General features: G+C 64.4%; 12 protein-coding genes. 5 read left to right on the top strand and 7 right to left on the bottom strand.

Annotated features, from left to right (window positions below; translation table 11 throughout):
• Positions 1-5 precede the first annotated feature (5 nt).
• From ACODTA_RS11040 to ffh, 7 genes are all read right to left on the bottom strand, one after another.
• On the bottom strand, positions 6-1,943 hold the full coding sequence (locus ACODTA_RS11040; protein WP_489065955.1) for a serine hydrolase domain-containing protein: 1,938 nt from the start codon (positions 1,941-1,943) through the stop codon (positions 6-8).
• A 16-nt stretch (positions 1,944-1,959) separates the two neighbouring features.
• On the bottom strand, positions 1,960-4,431 hold the full coding sequence (locus ACODTA_RS11035) for a TonB-dependent receptor (protein WP_489065954.1): 2,472 nt from the start codon (positions 4,429-4,431) through the stop codon (positions 1,960-1,962).
• A 103-nt stretch (positions 4,432-4,534) separates the two neighbouring features.
• A complete protein-coding gene (locus tag ACODTA_RS11030; RefSeq protein WP_489065953.1) occupies positions 4,535-5,617 on the bottom strand; it encodes a FecR family protein in 1,083 nt (360 codons plus the stop codon).
• A complete protein-coding gene (locus ACODTA_RS11025; protein ID WP_489065952.1) occupies positions 5,614-6,141 on the bottom strand; it encodes an RNA polymerase sigma factor in 528 nt (175 codons plus the stop codon). The genes ACODTA_RS11030 and ACODTA_RS11025 overlap by 4 nt, the downstream gene beginning before the upstream one ends.
• A 182-nt stretch (positions 6,142-6,323) precedes the next feature.
• A complete protein-coding gene (gene rimM / locus ACODTA_RS11020) occupies positions 6,324-6,809 on the bottom strand; it encodes a ribosome maturation factor RimM (protein ID WP_489065951.1) in 486 nt (161 codons plus the stop codon).
• Positions 6,810-6,813: 4 nt separating this feature from the next.
• Positions 6,814-7,374 (bottom strand): 30S ribosomal protein S16, encoded by a 561-nt coding sequence (gene rpsP, locus ACODTA_RS11015; RefSeq protein ID WP_489065949.1) that lies wholly within the window; start codon positions 7,372-7,374, stop codon positions 6,814-6,816.
• Positions 7,375-7,418: 44 nt separating this feature from the next.
• Positions 7,419-8,882 carry a signal recognition particle protein gene (ffh, locus tag ACODTA_RS11010; protein ID WP_489065948.1) on the bottom strand — a complete coding sequence of 488 codons (1,464 nt, stop codon included), beginning with the start codon at positions 8,880-8,882 and terminating at the stop codon, positions 7,419-7,421.
• A 239-nt stretch (positions 8,883-9,121) separates the two neighbouring features.
• Between ffh and ACODTA_RS11005 the strand changes: the two genes are divergently transcribed.
• The 5 genes from ACODTA_RS11005 (at position 9,122) to ispZ (ending at position 14,467) form a co-directional block, all read left to right on the top strand.
• Complete coding sequence (locus ACODTA_RS11005) at positions 9,122-10,759, top strand: putative bifunctional diguanylate cyclase/phosphodiesterase (protein WP_489066201.1); 1,638 nt, start codon at positions 9,122-9,124, stop codon at positions 10,757-10,759.
• A gap of 82 nt (positions 10,760-10,841) precedes the next feature.
• Positions 10,842-11,648 carry a diaminopimelate epimerase gene (dapF, locus tag ACODTA_RS11000; protein WP_489065947.1) on the top strand — a complete coding sequence of 269 codons (807 nt, stop codon included), beginning with the start codon at positions 10,842-10,844 and terminating at the stop codon, positions 11,646-11,648.
• 16 nt (positions 11,649-11,664) lie between these two features.
• Positions 11,665-12,936 (top strand): tRNA (N(6)-L-threonylcarbamoyladenosine(37)-C(2))-methylthiotransferase MtaB, encoded by a 1,272-nt coding sequence (gene mtaB / locus ACODTA_RS10995; RefSeq protein ID WP_489065946.1) that lies wholly within the window; start codon positions 11,665-11,667, stop codon positions 12,934-12,936.
• Complete coding sequence (gene ftsY, locus ACODTA_RS10990) at positions 12,933-13,859, top strand: signal recognition particle-docking protein FtsY (RefSeq protein WP_489065945.1); 927 nt, start codon at positions 12,933-12,935, stop codon at positions 13,857-13,859. The genes mtaB and ftsY overlap by 4 nt, the downstream gene beginning before the upstream one ends.
• Positions 13,856-14,467 (top strand): septation protein IspZ, encoded by a 612-nt coding sequence (gene ispZ, locus ACODTA_RS10985; RefSeq protein ID WP_489065944.1) that lies wholly within the window; start codon positions 13,856-13,858, stop codon positions 14,465-14,467. The genes ftsY and ispZ overlap by 4 nt, the downstream gene beginning before the upstream one ends.
• Positions 14,468-14,477 lie beyond the last annotated feature (10 nt).

Genomic DNA, 14,477 nt, shown 5'->3' with positions numbered 1-14,477 from the left:
CCCGTTCATCCAAAATTCCAGCCGACCAGATTCCATTTGAGGAAGAACAAGGTCAGCAAGATCGCGGCCACGCCCATCGCCGTGTGATAGAGGCGGTTGCGCAGGTTCCAGTATTTCCCGGCCCAGGCCCTTGGCAGCATTGCCAGGAATATGGCGGTCAGGCCGATGAAGAGGATCGGCATCGCCAGCGCGATCTTCCATGAGCCCGGAACATGGCTAAGCCGGCCGACCAGATCCGTCGAAATCAACAGGAAACCAGGAACCATGACGCTGAACATTCCCAGGATCGCAACCGCCGCCGACAACCAGACCAGCTTGCGTTCAGGCCATGGCATCGCGGCGATCAGGCGCGCCCGATAGAAAAGGCCGAGGATGGCGGAGATGAAGAGCGTCAGGACCAGTCCGAGCATCGGGTACCAGAATCCCGATCCGTCTAAGAAAGGCACCCGTTCGAGCGGCGCGAACGACAGGAAATCGAGGAACATGTGCGTGACATCGCCTGCGGCGTTGGTACGAAAGGCGATCTGCCGTGTTCCGCCGACTTCCTGGAACAGATCAGGTGCGATCGGCGCCAGTTGCACCTCCTCATCACCCGATCCCATGCTGAGCCGATCACCCGAGGGCGAGACCGACACGGAAAGCTGCGACAACAGACCGTAGAACTTGTCGATCTTGGTGTGGCTGCGCCGCGTGAATTCGTAGGTGCCTGCATATTTCTCGAGCGAGCCGGCCGCGATGGTCTTCGGCGCCGATTGTGACTTGGGGTAAAGCCGGGCGATCAGCGCCTTGGCCAAATTCTCGGCGGCGACATCACCCTGCCCGCCGCTGAACGAGATGAAGATGCCGAGCTGCCGAGCCGGAAAGAGATACATCTCGGTATTGAACAGCGGATCCGAGCCGCCGTGCGCCCAGGCGCGTTCGCCACCGACATTCTGTCCATAATATCCCAGCCCCAGCGCGGGAATGCGCGGATCGAGCGTGAAGGCCGGGCTTTGCATCCGCTGCATGCTGGCCGGCGTCAGAATGGATTTGCCGCCGTAGCTGCCGCCCTGCAACGCCGCGAGCATGAAATGCGTCATATCGATCGCGGAGATCGATCCCGACCCCGCCGGGCGGAACCCGCCCTCATAGGTGGCGGGCTTGCGCACGAAGCCCCCACCTTCGCGGGCATACCCCACCACGTTGTACGGCGCGAGCGCGGCAGGCACCGGTTCGCGCACCGTGGCATATCGCATACCGAGCGGCGCGAAGATGCGTTGTTCTATATAGTCGTCATAGGGAATGCCGCTGACCTGCTCCACGATCAGGCCCGCCAGCGCGGCGCCATAATTCGAATAGGATGCCATCTGACCAGGCGGCCGCACCCGGGCCGGGATGTGCGCGGCCAGTTTCTGCGCGATCGATGGTGCTCCGTTCAGATCGGTGGTGATGCTGAATCCAACGCTTCCCTCCTCGAACCCGGCCGTGTGCGTCATCAGGTGACGCAACGTGATCGGCTGCTTGTAGGTCGCGGGAATCCTGAAGGTGCGCAGATAGGTGTTGATGTCCGTATCAAGGTCGAGCTTGCCCTGTTCGACGAGTTGCATCACCGCCGTCCAGGTGAAGAGTTTCGTGGTCGATGCGATACGGAACAGGTGCTTTTCTGGGTCGACCGGCGTCCCGCGTTCGACGTCGGAGAAGCCGTAGCCCTTCGCGAACAGCAGCTTGCCGTCCTTCACGATGGAGATGACGCCGCCGGGAATCTTCCCATGGTCCATCTCCGCCTTCATCAAGCCATCGATAAAGGGTTCGAGCATCGCGGTTTGGCCGGATGCTCCAACCAACTCGGCAGTTGGCGCCCGCGCCGTTGCCGACTCCGGCCGGGCGGCGATCAGCAACGCACTTGCGCCCATCAGCAGGCTTGCCAGCAAGCCGAGGGCGATCGTCTTCGCGGAAACGGTCACGGTCTTTCTCCCGGCGTCAGAAGGTCGCATCGAGGCTCAGGCCGATCGTCCGTGGCTGCAGCACGACGGACGAGACATAGTCGGCGAAAGCGGAGATCAAGGCGCCGTTGGTATAGGCCCTGCGATCCGCGAGATTGCGGACATAGAGGCCGAAGTTCCAGCGCCCGCTGGAAATACCCGCCTGCAAGTCGATCGCGTCATAGGCCGGCAGGACCAGGCCGTTCTCTGTCCCTTCGACGCTGTTTCGTCGCTTGCCGGCATAGCGATAGCCGGCTCCAAGGTCGGCGCGCCATTCGCCACCGATCGCGACACCGTAGTTGGCGGTAAGCGACCGCGTCCAACGTGGGGCGGCCGGCAGGCGTGCCCGGTTCGCCCACCCCTCATCCGGCACCGCTTCGGTAAGAAAGGCATCCGTGTAGGCGGTGTTGAGACCGAGCGTCAGGCCCTTGATCGGCTGCAGCACCGCCGCGAATTCGACGCCCTGGCTGCGCGCCCTGCCCCCATTTGCGCCATAGCTCAGATTCTGGTCGGTCTTCGCCTCGACCTGGATATTCTTCCAGTCGATCCGATAGATGGACGCATCGACATGAAGGATGCGATCGAACAGATCGCCTTTGAATCCGGCTTCGTAGTTGACGATGGTATCCGCATCCACCTGTCGTGGCACGCCGGGCAGGATCGGATTCGGTCCGCCGGGCCGATAACCGCTGGCCACGCGCGCATAGAACATTGCGTTCCGGCTGAGGCGATATTGCGGGCTGATCGCATAGGTCACAACATCGTCCCGTGAGCGGCCGCGAAACATGCCCTCCGCGGCCGGCTCGATCAGGTTGCGGTGGCCAGTCTGGCGCAAGCGCTGCGTATTGCACGCCCATCGCACACCACCGGTAATGCCGAATGCCTCTGACAATTTGACAGTCGCGTTCGCGAAACCCGCGATCTCGCGATAGCTGCTGTCGAGATCGGCGGACAGGATCGGATCGAATTCCGGCACCCCGGCGCCGATGACCATATCCTTGGCGGTGATGAGCTGGCTCGCCTCGGTGCGCTCGTCATTGAAATAGAAGCCGAGCATCCATTGCAGTGCGCCGGGCCGCGAAGCCAGCCTCAGCTCCTGCGTGAAGCGACTCAGGCGCGCTCGCGATTCGAGCCCGGACAGCCCTGGTTCCGGGAGTGCCGCGCCGAAGATCGCCGACATGTCCTGCACCCCCAACAGGTTCGATCGCGAATAGCTGGTGGCCGAGGTGAACTCGGCCCAGTCCATCTTCCAGGTCAAGGTCGATGCAAGGAAATGCACCGACTTCCTGAACGGCTCACGCAAGAGGTTCGTGTTCGTCAGATCGCCGCCACGCGGTCCCAGCGCGACACCGTCGCCGGTGTCACGCGCCACGATCGCATTGTCGTCGGACACAATGCGCTGCGTAATGCCGGTAAGCTTGATCGAGAGCTGATCGCTCGGCTTCCAGAGCAGGGCGATGCGACCACCCTGCTGCTGCAGCGTGTTCTGGTCCCTCCTGCCGGTGACCGCATTATCGATGAAGCCGGGCGTATGCTGCCGGAACAGGCTGGCACGCACCGCGAGTTCGCCGTCGACGATCGGCGCGTTGAGGCTGACGCGGCCGGCATAGCCGAGATCGGACGCGCCCTTTATCGCCAAGGCTTCGCCGCCGGCACGCACTTCGAAGGCGCTCAAGTCAGGCGCGCGCGTCACATATTTGAGCAGACCGCCCATGCTGTTCGCGCCGTAAAGCGTGCCCTGGGGGCCACGCAGCACCTCGATCCGTTCCAGATCATAGGGCATCATGTCGAACGAGGTCGCCGCCTCGGCGGAATAGCCGTTGCTCGATCCCAGCGGCGCCTCGTCGATATAGGTGGCGACCATCGTGGTATCGCCACGCGCGTTCAACCCGCGCATCGTGATCGACGCCTGGCCGGCGGATCCACCGCTATCGACGATCAGACCGGGCACATAAGCCGCATAATCCTGAAGATTGCTCGCATGCAGGCGTTCAAGCTGCCTGATACCGACGACGCTGATCGAGATCGGCACGTCCTGCGCCCGCTCAAGGCGCTTCTGCCCGGTCACCACGATATCCGGCACATCCTCCGGGTCGGTTTCGGTCGCGGCCGGCGCTTCGACAGCGGCGTAAGCCGGACCATTCCGCGCGCCTCCGCCGCGCTTCACCAGGAAGGTGCTGGCATTGACCTGCTGGAAGGTAAGGCCGGTTCCCAGCAGGATCCTGTCCAAGGCCTGCACGGGCTTGACCTGCCCGCGCACCGGCCCGGACAACCGGTTACGCATGTCGTTCGCATCAAAGACGATTTCCGCACCGCTCTGCTTTCCAAACAACTCCAGCGCACTGGACAGATCCTGACGCGGAATGTCGAAGCTCCGCCTCGCCTGCGCGGCGGCCGGCGACGCCGCCACCGCTAGCGCGACCCCGACAATGACCCAGGACCGCCCGCCACCAAATCCACCTGTACGCATTACACTCTCCCTGCGCCCGTGGCGCGATCACCGCCGTCTCGCGGCCTCGGAAGAGAAAGATGACGTAATCAGAGAATCCCTCCTGACTCTGGAGAAATTTTTTCTATTGTTCCGATGGAGCTCCGCTCCAATCGAGAATGACCACGCCTTGCGACGGACGGCGAACCTCCAACGGATAGAATGCGGCCATCGCAGCCAGGAAATTCTCCGGCCGCGCGGTGCTGAAAACGCCGCTGATCCGCAATCCCGCAATCTTTGGATCCTGGACGATGATCTGATCGCGCGTGTAGCGGTTCATCTCGGCCAGTGCCGAAGCGAGCGGCTCGTCGCGGAAGATCAACTGCCCTTGCCGCCAGCTGGTCGCCCGCTCGACATCGGCCGCACTGACCACCACGGCATGATTTTCATCGACGGCAAGCTGCTCGCCCGGCTGCAGGCTGACGGGGTCGATCGCCGGCAAACCTGGCGCCGTACCGCTTCGGACCGAATCGACGATCACCCGTCCCGCGGTAAGGACGACCCGCACGCGTCCGCGATCGAGCCGAACGTCGAACGCCGTTCCGATCGCCGTCGTCCGCAGGCCGCCTGCGGTGACGATGAAGGGACGATCCTTGTTCTTGGTGACCTGAAACAGCCCTTCGCCCTGGAGCAGTCGCACATTGCGCTGCCCGGCGGTGAAAGCGACCTCCAGCACACTGTTGGTGTTGAGCGACACGATCGATCCGTCATCGAGCGTGAAGCGCGATCGTTCGCCGATCCTGGTCGCATAACGCCGCGTCGCGACCGCGACGGCTGGTTGACCGCCTCCGTCAACGATCGACGCCAGCGGTGATATTTCTGCGCCCGGATGATCGACTGCGAACCAGATACCGGCCCCCATCGCAACGGCGGCCGTGGCCGCGACAAGGCGTAACGGAATGGCAATACGCCTGCGTGCCGGCCCAATGGCAAGCGCCGCTTCGCGCATCCTGCGGACATCCTCATCGGACGCAACCATGCCGAATTGCTCGATTCCGGCCTCTGCATCCCGATAGGCCCGCGCATTGGCCGGCTCGCTCAGCCATGCTTCGAAACATGCTTCGTCCCGCTTGGTCATCAGCTTCAACCGCCGGCGCGAGAGCCAGTAAAGCGCGGATTGTTCCTGTGGCGGCGTGCCATCATCGGCGCCCTGGTCTGGCCGGATCATTGCAGCCTGGTCCTCAGATAGGCGACGGCACGCATCATGTCCTTCTCAACGGTGCTGACCGCGACGCCCAGACGCTGCGCGATCTGCACGCCCGTCATCTCCTCGAAACGGTTGAGGACAAACACCGTCCTCGCGCGCTCTGGCAGTTCCTGCAACGCCTGCACCATCAGGCGATAGGCTTCCTTGCCGAGCAGGATCCGTTCGGGCGACAATTCGTCATACGCATCGGCATAATCGTCGTCGAACGCCTGCTCCTCGTCCAGCCTGCGCCGGATCCTGTGACGCCCACGCTCGCGCAGCAGATTCGCCGCGATCTGAAAGATATAGCCCTCGACATTGTCTATATCTCCCAGCCGCGCGCGCCGCAGCAACCGCAGGAAAACCTCCTGCGTCAGATCCTCGACATCGCCCGCGCCCGCCAGCCGCCGGGAAAAATAGCGTCGGATCGCGTCGGCGTAACGCGCCGACAGATCCGCGACCATCCGCGAGTCCTCGGCTTCCAGCGGCGGCAGGGCCGTGCTCATGGCACATCCCTGCCCGCCTGGTTCGCGCGACTGATCCTTGCAAGGTTCACGATGCCTGACGTCGCCATCCCATGGAGGGTTTCTCTATGGCATGACGACGCCCGGCGCGGATTCCTGACGTATTTTTTTCGAGAAAGCGGAAAATAATGGGTGCCCGGTCCGCCAACCGGGGCATTTGGCCGTCAATCGGCGGCGACGAACTCCGCGTCGATCACCACGCGATCGCCCCATTCGGGCACGGCCTGTTCATTCATCGGCACCATGAAGCGCTTGCCCGTGGGGCGTTCGATCTCGAGAATGTCGCCCGCGCCGAAATTCTCGACGGCGACAACCACGCCCAGCACCTCGCCATCGGTCGAGACGGCAGGCCGGTCGATCAGATCGGCATGATAATATTCGCCTTCACCCAGTGGCGGCAGCGCATCGCGCGGAACTGCAAGCTCGGTGCCGCGGCGCTTTTCCGCGGCGGTCCTGTCGGGGATTTCGGCGAAGCGGGCGATGGCGCCCTTGGGGCCATCGCGCACGCTTTTCAGGGTCAGAGCTCCATCGTTGAAGCTCTTGTGCGCCTTCAGCCCGTCCACACTATCAGTGAACAGCTTCAGGCGCACCTCGCCCGTCACGCCATGCGCGCCGATGATGACGGCCAGCGTGACGGTGCGATCGGTCAAGGGATCAACCCTCGGCCTTTTCCTCGGCGGCCGGTTCAGCGGTCGGGGTTTCCTCGGCAACCGCTTCGGCAACGGCTTCGGCTTCAGGCGTCGGCTCTTCGGTCGCGGCCTCGACGGCTTCCGCAACGACTTCGACGGTTTCGGCCTGCTCGGCGGCGACTTCCTCGACCGCAGGCTCTTCAACCGGCGCGGGCGCCGCGGCGGCTTCCGCCGCCGCTTCCTCGGCCGCCTTCAGCTTCTCGGCCTTCTCCTCGGCGCGTTCCTTGGCCTTCTCGCCCGGCTCGGCCTTCTTGGGATTGTTGCGCGCGGCGCGCTCCTTGACGCCCGCGACGTCAAGGAAGCGGGCGACGCGATCAGTGGGCTGCGCGCCGACCGACAACCAGTGCTTCGCGCGATCGGCGTCGAGCTTCACGCGATCGGGAGAATCCTTGGCGAGCAGCGGGTTATAGGTGCCGATCTTCTCGATGAAGTTGCCGTCACGCGGCGAACGCGCGTCGGCGACGACGATGCGGTAATAAGGACGCTTCTTGGAACCGCCACGCGACAGGCGAATGGAAACTGCCATTTTTCTTCTTCCTTCTTTTCAATATTTTGAACTGATTGAACCGATTACTTCTTCCGAAACTTCCCGAAACCGGGGGGCAGACCCGGTGGGCCGCCAAGCCCCGGCAGGCCGCCCATGGGCGGCAGCGCGCCGCTGCCCATAACCCCTTCGAGACCGCCACGCCCGAATAGCGCGCCGAGCCCCTTCAACCCGCCCATCTTGCGGATCTTCTTCATCGCGGTCGCCATCTCCTGATGCATCTTGAGCAGCCGGTTGACGTCCTGGACGGTGGTGCCGCTGCCGTTTGCGACGCGGATCTTGCGCTTGGCGTTGAGCAGTTCGGGCTTGGTGCGCTCCTTGGGCGTCATCGATCCGATGATCGCATCCATGCGAACGAGGATGCGATCGTCGACCTGGCCGTTGGCCATCGCGTTCTGCACCTTCTTCACGCCCGGCATCATCGATGCCAGCGCGCCAAGACCGCCCATGCGCTTCATCTGCTGAAGCTGCGAGCGCAGGTCGTTCATATCGAACTGACCCTTGGCCATTTTCTGCGCGAGCTTCTCGGCCTCGTCGGCCTGTATCGTCTCGGTGGCGCGCTCGACCAGACTGACGACGTCACCCATGCCGAGGATGCGGCCGGCGACACGGCTGGGATGGAAGGGCTCGATCGCGTCGAGCTTTTCGCCGACGCCCGCGAACTTGATCGGCTTGCCGGTGACCGCGCGCATCGACAGCGCGGCACCGCCACGCGCATCGCCATCCATGCGGGTGAGCACAACGCCGGTCAGCGGCACCTGCTCCGAAAAGCTCTTGGCGACGTTGACCGCGTCCTGGCCAGTCAGCGAGTCGACCACCAGCAGGATTTCCTGCGGCTGCGCGACGTCCGCGACCGCCTTCATTTCCTCCATCAACGCCTGATCGACATGGAGGCGGCCCGCGGTGTCGAGCATCAGCACGTCGAAGCCCTGCAGCTTCGCGGCATTGAGTGCACGGCGGGCGATATCGACCGGTTGTTGTCCGGCGACGATGGGAAGCGTCGCGACGCTGACCTGCCCGCCCAGCGTGGCGAGCTGTTCCTGCGCGGCCGGGCGATTGACGTCGAGCGACGCCATCAGCACCTTCTTGCGTTCCTTTTCGGCCAGGCGCTTGGCGAGCTTGGCGGTCGTGGTGGTCTTACCCGACCCCTGAAGGCCGACCATCATGACGATCGCGGGCGGAGTGACGCCAAGGTCCAGTTCCGCCGCTTCGCCGCCCGCCTCGCCGCCCAGCATCTCCACGAGCGCGTCGTTGACGATCTTGACGACCTGCTGGCCGGGCGTGACCGACTTGGTGACCTGATGGCCGACGGCACGTTCCGTGACCTTGTCGACGAATTCGCGGACCACCGGCAGGGCGACATCCGCCTCGAGCAGCGCGATACGGACTTCGCGCATCGCCGCGCGCACATCGGCCTCGCCAAGCGCGCCGCGCCCGCGAAGGCGATCGAATACGCCGCCCAGCCTTTCGCTCAGAGATTCGAACATCATCACGCTCCACTTCCGTACCGAAAATTCGCGAAACGCAAGAAACGCCGGCGGACGAAACCTCGTCGGCCAGCGTGTGCCATTTCCTCGAACCATTCGGAACGATCTGGCGCCGCCACTAGCGGAAAGCGCGGCCGCGCGCAAGCCAGGGCGCCCGCCCCGTCCCGGAACATGCGCGCTTAACGCTATTTATACGCATTTCACGCAAGAACGGCGGTTGATCAGGGAATATGGGGCAGATCATGGGCGGGGAAAGCAGCGAACTCCATCGGCGCAGTTCGGCCGTGAACAGCGCACGCCGCGACTTGCTGACCGGCGGCATAACGGTTGCGGCCATCCTGCTGTTCGTCGGCACCGGCGGAAACGTGGTGAGCGGCACGATCGACGCGATCACCGGCGTCGGCGGCGGCCCCAACCGCACCGTCGCGATCATGCTGCTGCTCAACGTGGCGCTGATCCTGTTCGGCTGGCGCCGTTACAGCGACCTTGCCCGCGAAGTGCGCGAACGCACCGCCGCCGAGGAACGCGCGCGCCAGCTTGCCTCGACTGACCCGCTGACCGGCTTCCTCAATCGTCGCTCGCTTGCCGAGGAAGGCGCCGCGATGCTGGCGCGCGCCGATCGCCGCCAGAAATGCGTCGCGATGCTGATGCTCGATCTCGACAATTTCAAGAACGTCAACGACGTCCATGGCCACGCCACCGGAGACGCGCTGCTGCGCACCGTCTCAGCCGAGATCCAGCGCGCCATGCCCCCGGTTTCGCTTACCGCCCGGTTGGGCGGCGACGAATTCGCCTGCGCGTTTCTGTTCGATCCCCAGAACAGCGAAACCGTCGATCGCATCGCCGAACAGATCGTCTCTCGACTGGCGCAGCCCTTCGACGCGGATGGCGCCCATGTCCATATCAGCGTCTCGGTGGGAATCGCGCGTTCCGAGATCGAATGTGACAGCGTCGAATCGCTGATGCGACGCGCCGACATCGCCATGTATGCCGCGAAGAATTCGGGCCGGAACCGTTATTGCTGGTTCGATGCGTCGATGGAGCGCGACCTGCAAACGCGCAACGCCGTGGAAGCCGGACTGCGCACGGGCATCCCCAAGGGTGAGTTCGTCCCCTATTACGAACAGCAGGTCGATCTCGCCACGGGCCGCCTCCACGGCTTCGAGGTGCTGGCGCGCTGGGAAAGCCCGGCACAGGGGCTGATCTCTCCGGACCAGTTCGTGCCGGTCGCGGAGGAAACCGGCCTGATCTCCGAAATGTCGATGTCGGTGATCCGCCAGGCGATGGAGCATGGCCGCGACTGGGATCCGTCGCTGAGCCTGTCGGTCAACATCTCGCCCGCGCAGCTCAAGGATCCCTGGCTGGCGCAGAAGCTGGTCAAGCTGTTGGTGGAAACCGGCTTCCCCGCGACCCGGCTCGAAGTCGAGATCACGGAAAGCTCGTTGTTCGAGAATCTCTCGCTCGCCCAGTCGATCGTGGGCAGCCTGAAAAACCAGGGCATTCGGCTGGCGCTCGACGATTTCGGTACCGGCTACAGCTCGCTCGCGCATCTTCGCGCGCTACCGTTCGACCGCATCAAGATCGACCGCAGCTTCGTTTCCTCGATCAACGAAAATGCCGAAAGCGCGGCGATCGTCAACGCGATCACGCGGCTGGGCGACAGCCTGGGCCTGCCCGTCACCGCCGAGGGCATCGAGGACGAAGAGATCATGCAGCGGCTGCGCGTGCTGGGCGTCCACAAGGGCCAGGGCTGGTATTTCGGCAAGCCAATCCCGGTCACCCAGGTTCGCCGCCTGTTGGCCGACAAGCATCTGCTGCCGGCGCTGCGCGCGCGCAACGACGAAACCGATCCGACCGAGACGGTGCGCAAGACCGCCTGATCGCCACGCACCAGCATCGAAGCCGCCTTCGCCGCCGCGCGCGGCCATTGCGACTTCACCGGCCAGTCTCTAGATGCGGGCCATGGGCATCGCCTTTCACAAGATGCACGGCCTCGGCAACGACTTCGTCGTGATCGATGCGCGCGTGCAGCCGGTCTCGCTGAGCGAGGCGCATGTCCGCGCGATCGCCGATCGCCACACCGGCGTTGGCTTCGACCAGCTTGTCATCATCGAGGCCTCGACCGAGGCCGATGCGCGGATGCGGATCTTCAATGCCGATGGCGGCGAGGTCGAGGCATGCGGCAACGCCACGCGCTGCGTCGCCCGGCTGCTCGGCAGCGATGTCCGGATCGAGACGCTGGGTGGCATTCTTCATGGCCGCGCAGTCGGCGGCGGCGTCTCCATCGACATGGGCCAGCCGCGTTTCGACTGGCAGACCATTCCGCTCGCCTATGCCATGGACACGCGTGACATGCCGGTCGGCTGGGATGGGCTGGAACGGCCCAGCGCGGTCAATGTCGGCAATCCGCATGTCGTCTTCTTCGTGGCGGACACGCAGGCGGTGCCGCTGGACACGCTTGGACCGCGCATTGAAACCGATGCACTGTTTCCGGAGCGGATCAACGTCAATGTCGCGACGATCACCGGCCCGGCCGCGATCGACCTGCGCGTCTGGGAACGCGGCGTGGGATTGACCCGGGCCTGCGGCACCGGCGCCTGTGCGACCGCCGTCGCCGCCATCCGGCTGGGGCTGGCCGCCGGCCCGGTCACCGTCAGCCTGCCCGGCGGCGCGCTGGAGATCGCCTGGCAGCCCGGCGAGTCGATCATCATGACCGGCGCCGCCACGCATGTCTTCTCGGGCGAGATCGATACTGGCTGGCTTGGCTGATGTGGAGCCGGCCGGCATGAGCGGACCCGAGATCATCACGCTCGGTTGCCGCCTCAACATCGCGGAAAGCGAAGCGATGCGCGCGCTGGCACCGGCCGGCGACGACCTTGTGATCGTCAACAGTTGCGCGGTGACGGCCGAAGCGGTGCGCCATACGCGCCAGGCGATCCGCCGCGCCCGCCGCGATCGCCCCGACGCACGGATCATCGTCACCGGATGCGCCGCCCAGATCGAGCCCGAGCGTTTCGCCGCCATGCCCGAGGTCTCGCTTGTGCTCGGCAATCACGAGAAGCTGGACGCGGGCGCCTTTCTAGCCGTCACTGGAGATGAGCGCGTCCGCGTTTCCGACATCATGGCCGTCCGCGAGACCGCACCGCACCTGGTGTCGAGCTTCGCCGACAATAGCCGCGCCTTTGTGGAGGTGCAGAATGGCTGCGACCATCGCTGCACCTTCTGCGTCATCCCCTATGGCCGCGGCAACAGCCGCTCCGTGCCCGCGGGCGCGGTGATCGAGCGCATCGCAGCACTCGTGGAGGCCGGTTATCGCGAGGTGGTGCTGACCGGCGTCGATTTGACGAGCTACGGCCCCGACCTGCCGGGCAGCCCGACGCTCGGCGCCCTGGTCGAGCGGATACTGAAGCATGTCCCCGCCCTGCCCCGGCTTCGGCTCTCCTCGCTCGATTCGGTCGAGATCGACGACCGGCTGTTCGCACTGTTGACCGGGGAACCGCGCGTGATGCCGCATCTGCACCTGTCGCTTCAGGCCGGCGACGACATGATCCTCAAACGCATGAAGCGGCGGCATAGCCGCGCGCAGGCCGTGGCGATCGTTGAGCGACTGAAGGCGGCGCGCCCGGAGATCGCGATCGGCGCGGATCTGATCGCGGGCTTTCCAACCGAGACCGAGGCGATGTTCGCGAACACGCTTGCGCTGATCGACGATTGCGACATCGTCCACGCGCATATCTTTCCCTATTCGCCAAGGATCGGGACCCCTGCCGCGCGCATGCCGCAGGTGGAACGCGAAGTCGCCAAGGCGCGCGCACGCCGCCTGCGCGAAGCGGCGGCGCGGCGGCAGACGACCTGGCTGAACGGGCTGGTCGGTAGCGTGCAGCAGATTTTGATCGAACGCGACGGCGGCGGCCATGCGGGCAATTTCGCACGCATCAACTCGCTCCGCCTTTGCCGTGAAAACGGGAAAGGACAGTTCGGGAATGACGTTGGAGGATTATTGAACGTGAAGATCACCGGCGTCGATAACGCCCGGCTTGTCGGCGAACCCGCATGAGCGAGACACCGTGGCACAAGAAGCTGATCGGCGGCTTCAAACGCACGTCCGACAAGCTGGGCGAGAATCTCACCGGCTTGTTCACAAAGTCCGCGCTTGATGAGGATACGCTCGACGAGATCGAGGAAGCGCTGATCGTCTCCGATCTTGGCCCGGGCATGGCGGGCCGCGTGCGCGAACGGCTGGCCGATGGCCGTTATGAGCGCGGCATCGACGAGGCCGGCGTGCGCCAGCTCGTCGCCGAGGAGGTCGAGAAGGTGCTGGCGCCGGTCGCCAAGCCGCTTGAGGTAGAGGCGTTTCCGCGCCCGCAGGTGATCCTGGTGATCGGCGTCAACGGATCAGGCAAGACCACGACGATCGCCAAGCTCGCGCATCTGTTCCTGGAACAGGATTATGGCGTGATGCTGGCTGCGGGCGACACGTTCCGTGCGGCCGCGATCGGCCAGCTCAAGGTGTGGGCTGAACGGATCGGCGTGCCGATCGTCAGCGGCCCCGAAGGCGGCGATTCCGCCGGCATCGTCTGGGATGCGGTCAAGCAGGCGACCGCGACCGGCATCGACGTGCTGATCGTCGACACCGCCGGCCGGCTGCAGAACAAGCGCGAACTGATGGACGAGCTCGCCAAGATCCGCCGAGTGCTCGGCCGGCTCAATCCGGCGGCGCCGCATGATGTGGTGCTCGTGCTCGACGCGACGACCGGCCAGAACGCACTGTCGCAGATCGAGATATTCAAGGAGGTCGCGGGCGTGACCGGACTGGTGATGACCAAGCTGGACGGCACCGCGCGCGGGGGCGTTCTGGTGGCCGCCGCTGAAAAATTCGGCCTGCCGATCCATGCGATCGGCGTCGGCGAAACCCTGGACGATCTGCGCCCCTTCGATCCGAAGGAACTGGCCGGGGCGATTGCGGGAACCGGGCGATGAGCGAAGAAACGGCGAAACAGAACAAGCATCCCGGCGGACTGGGCATGGCGCTCGATTTCGGGCCGCTGCTGGTTTTCTTCCTCACCTATAAATTCACCGGCGTGATCGCCGGAACGATCGCTTTCATGGCGGCGATCGCGGTCGCGGTGATCATCTCCAGGCTGAAGCTGGGCAAGGTCTCGCCGATGCTCTGGCTGTCGGCGATCCTGGTGATCGGTTTCGGCGCGCTGACCGTTTATTTCAACGACCCCAGATTCATCCAGATCAAGCCGACGATCATCTATCTGCTGTTTTCGATCGGCCTGTTTGTCGGGTTGGCCATGAAGAAGCCGCTGCTCAAATTCCTGCTGCAGGCGGCCTATGACGGGCTCGACGAGGCCGGTTGGATGAAGCTCTCGCGCAACTGGGCGATCTTCTTCGCGGGCATGGCGCTGCTCAACGAAGCGATGCGCGCGCTGCTCGACTTCGACCTGTGGCTGACCCTGAAGGTATGGGGCGTCACCATATTGTCGATGGTCTTTGCGCTCGCCAACATTCCGATGATGATGCGCCATGGGCTGTCCATGGAACCGAAGGACGTGGTCGAAGAAAAACCGGCGGAGGGCTGACCCCCGCCGG

The organism is Sphingomonas sp. FG14 (assembly GCF_057809675.1).
The sequence above is the reverse complement of the archived record's forward strand: the minus strand, read 5'-3'. Positions and strand labels throughout refer to the sequence as shown.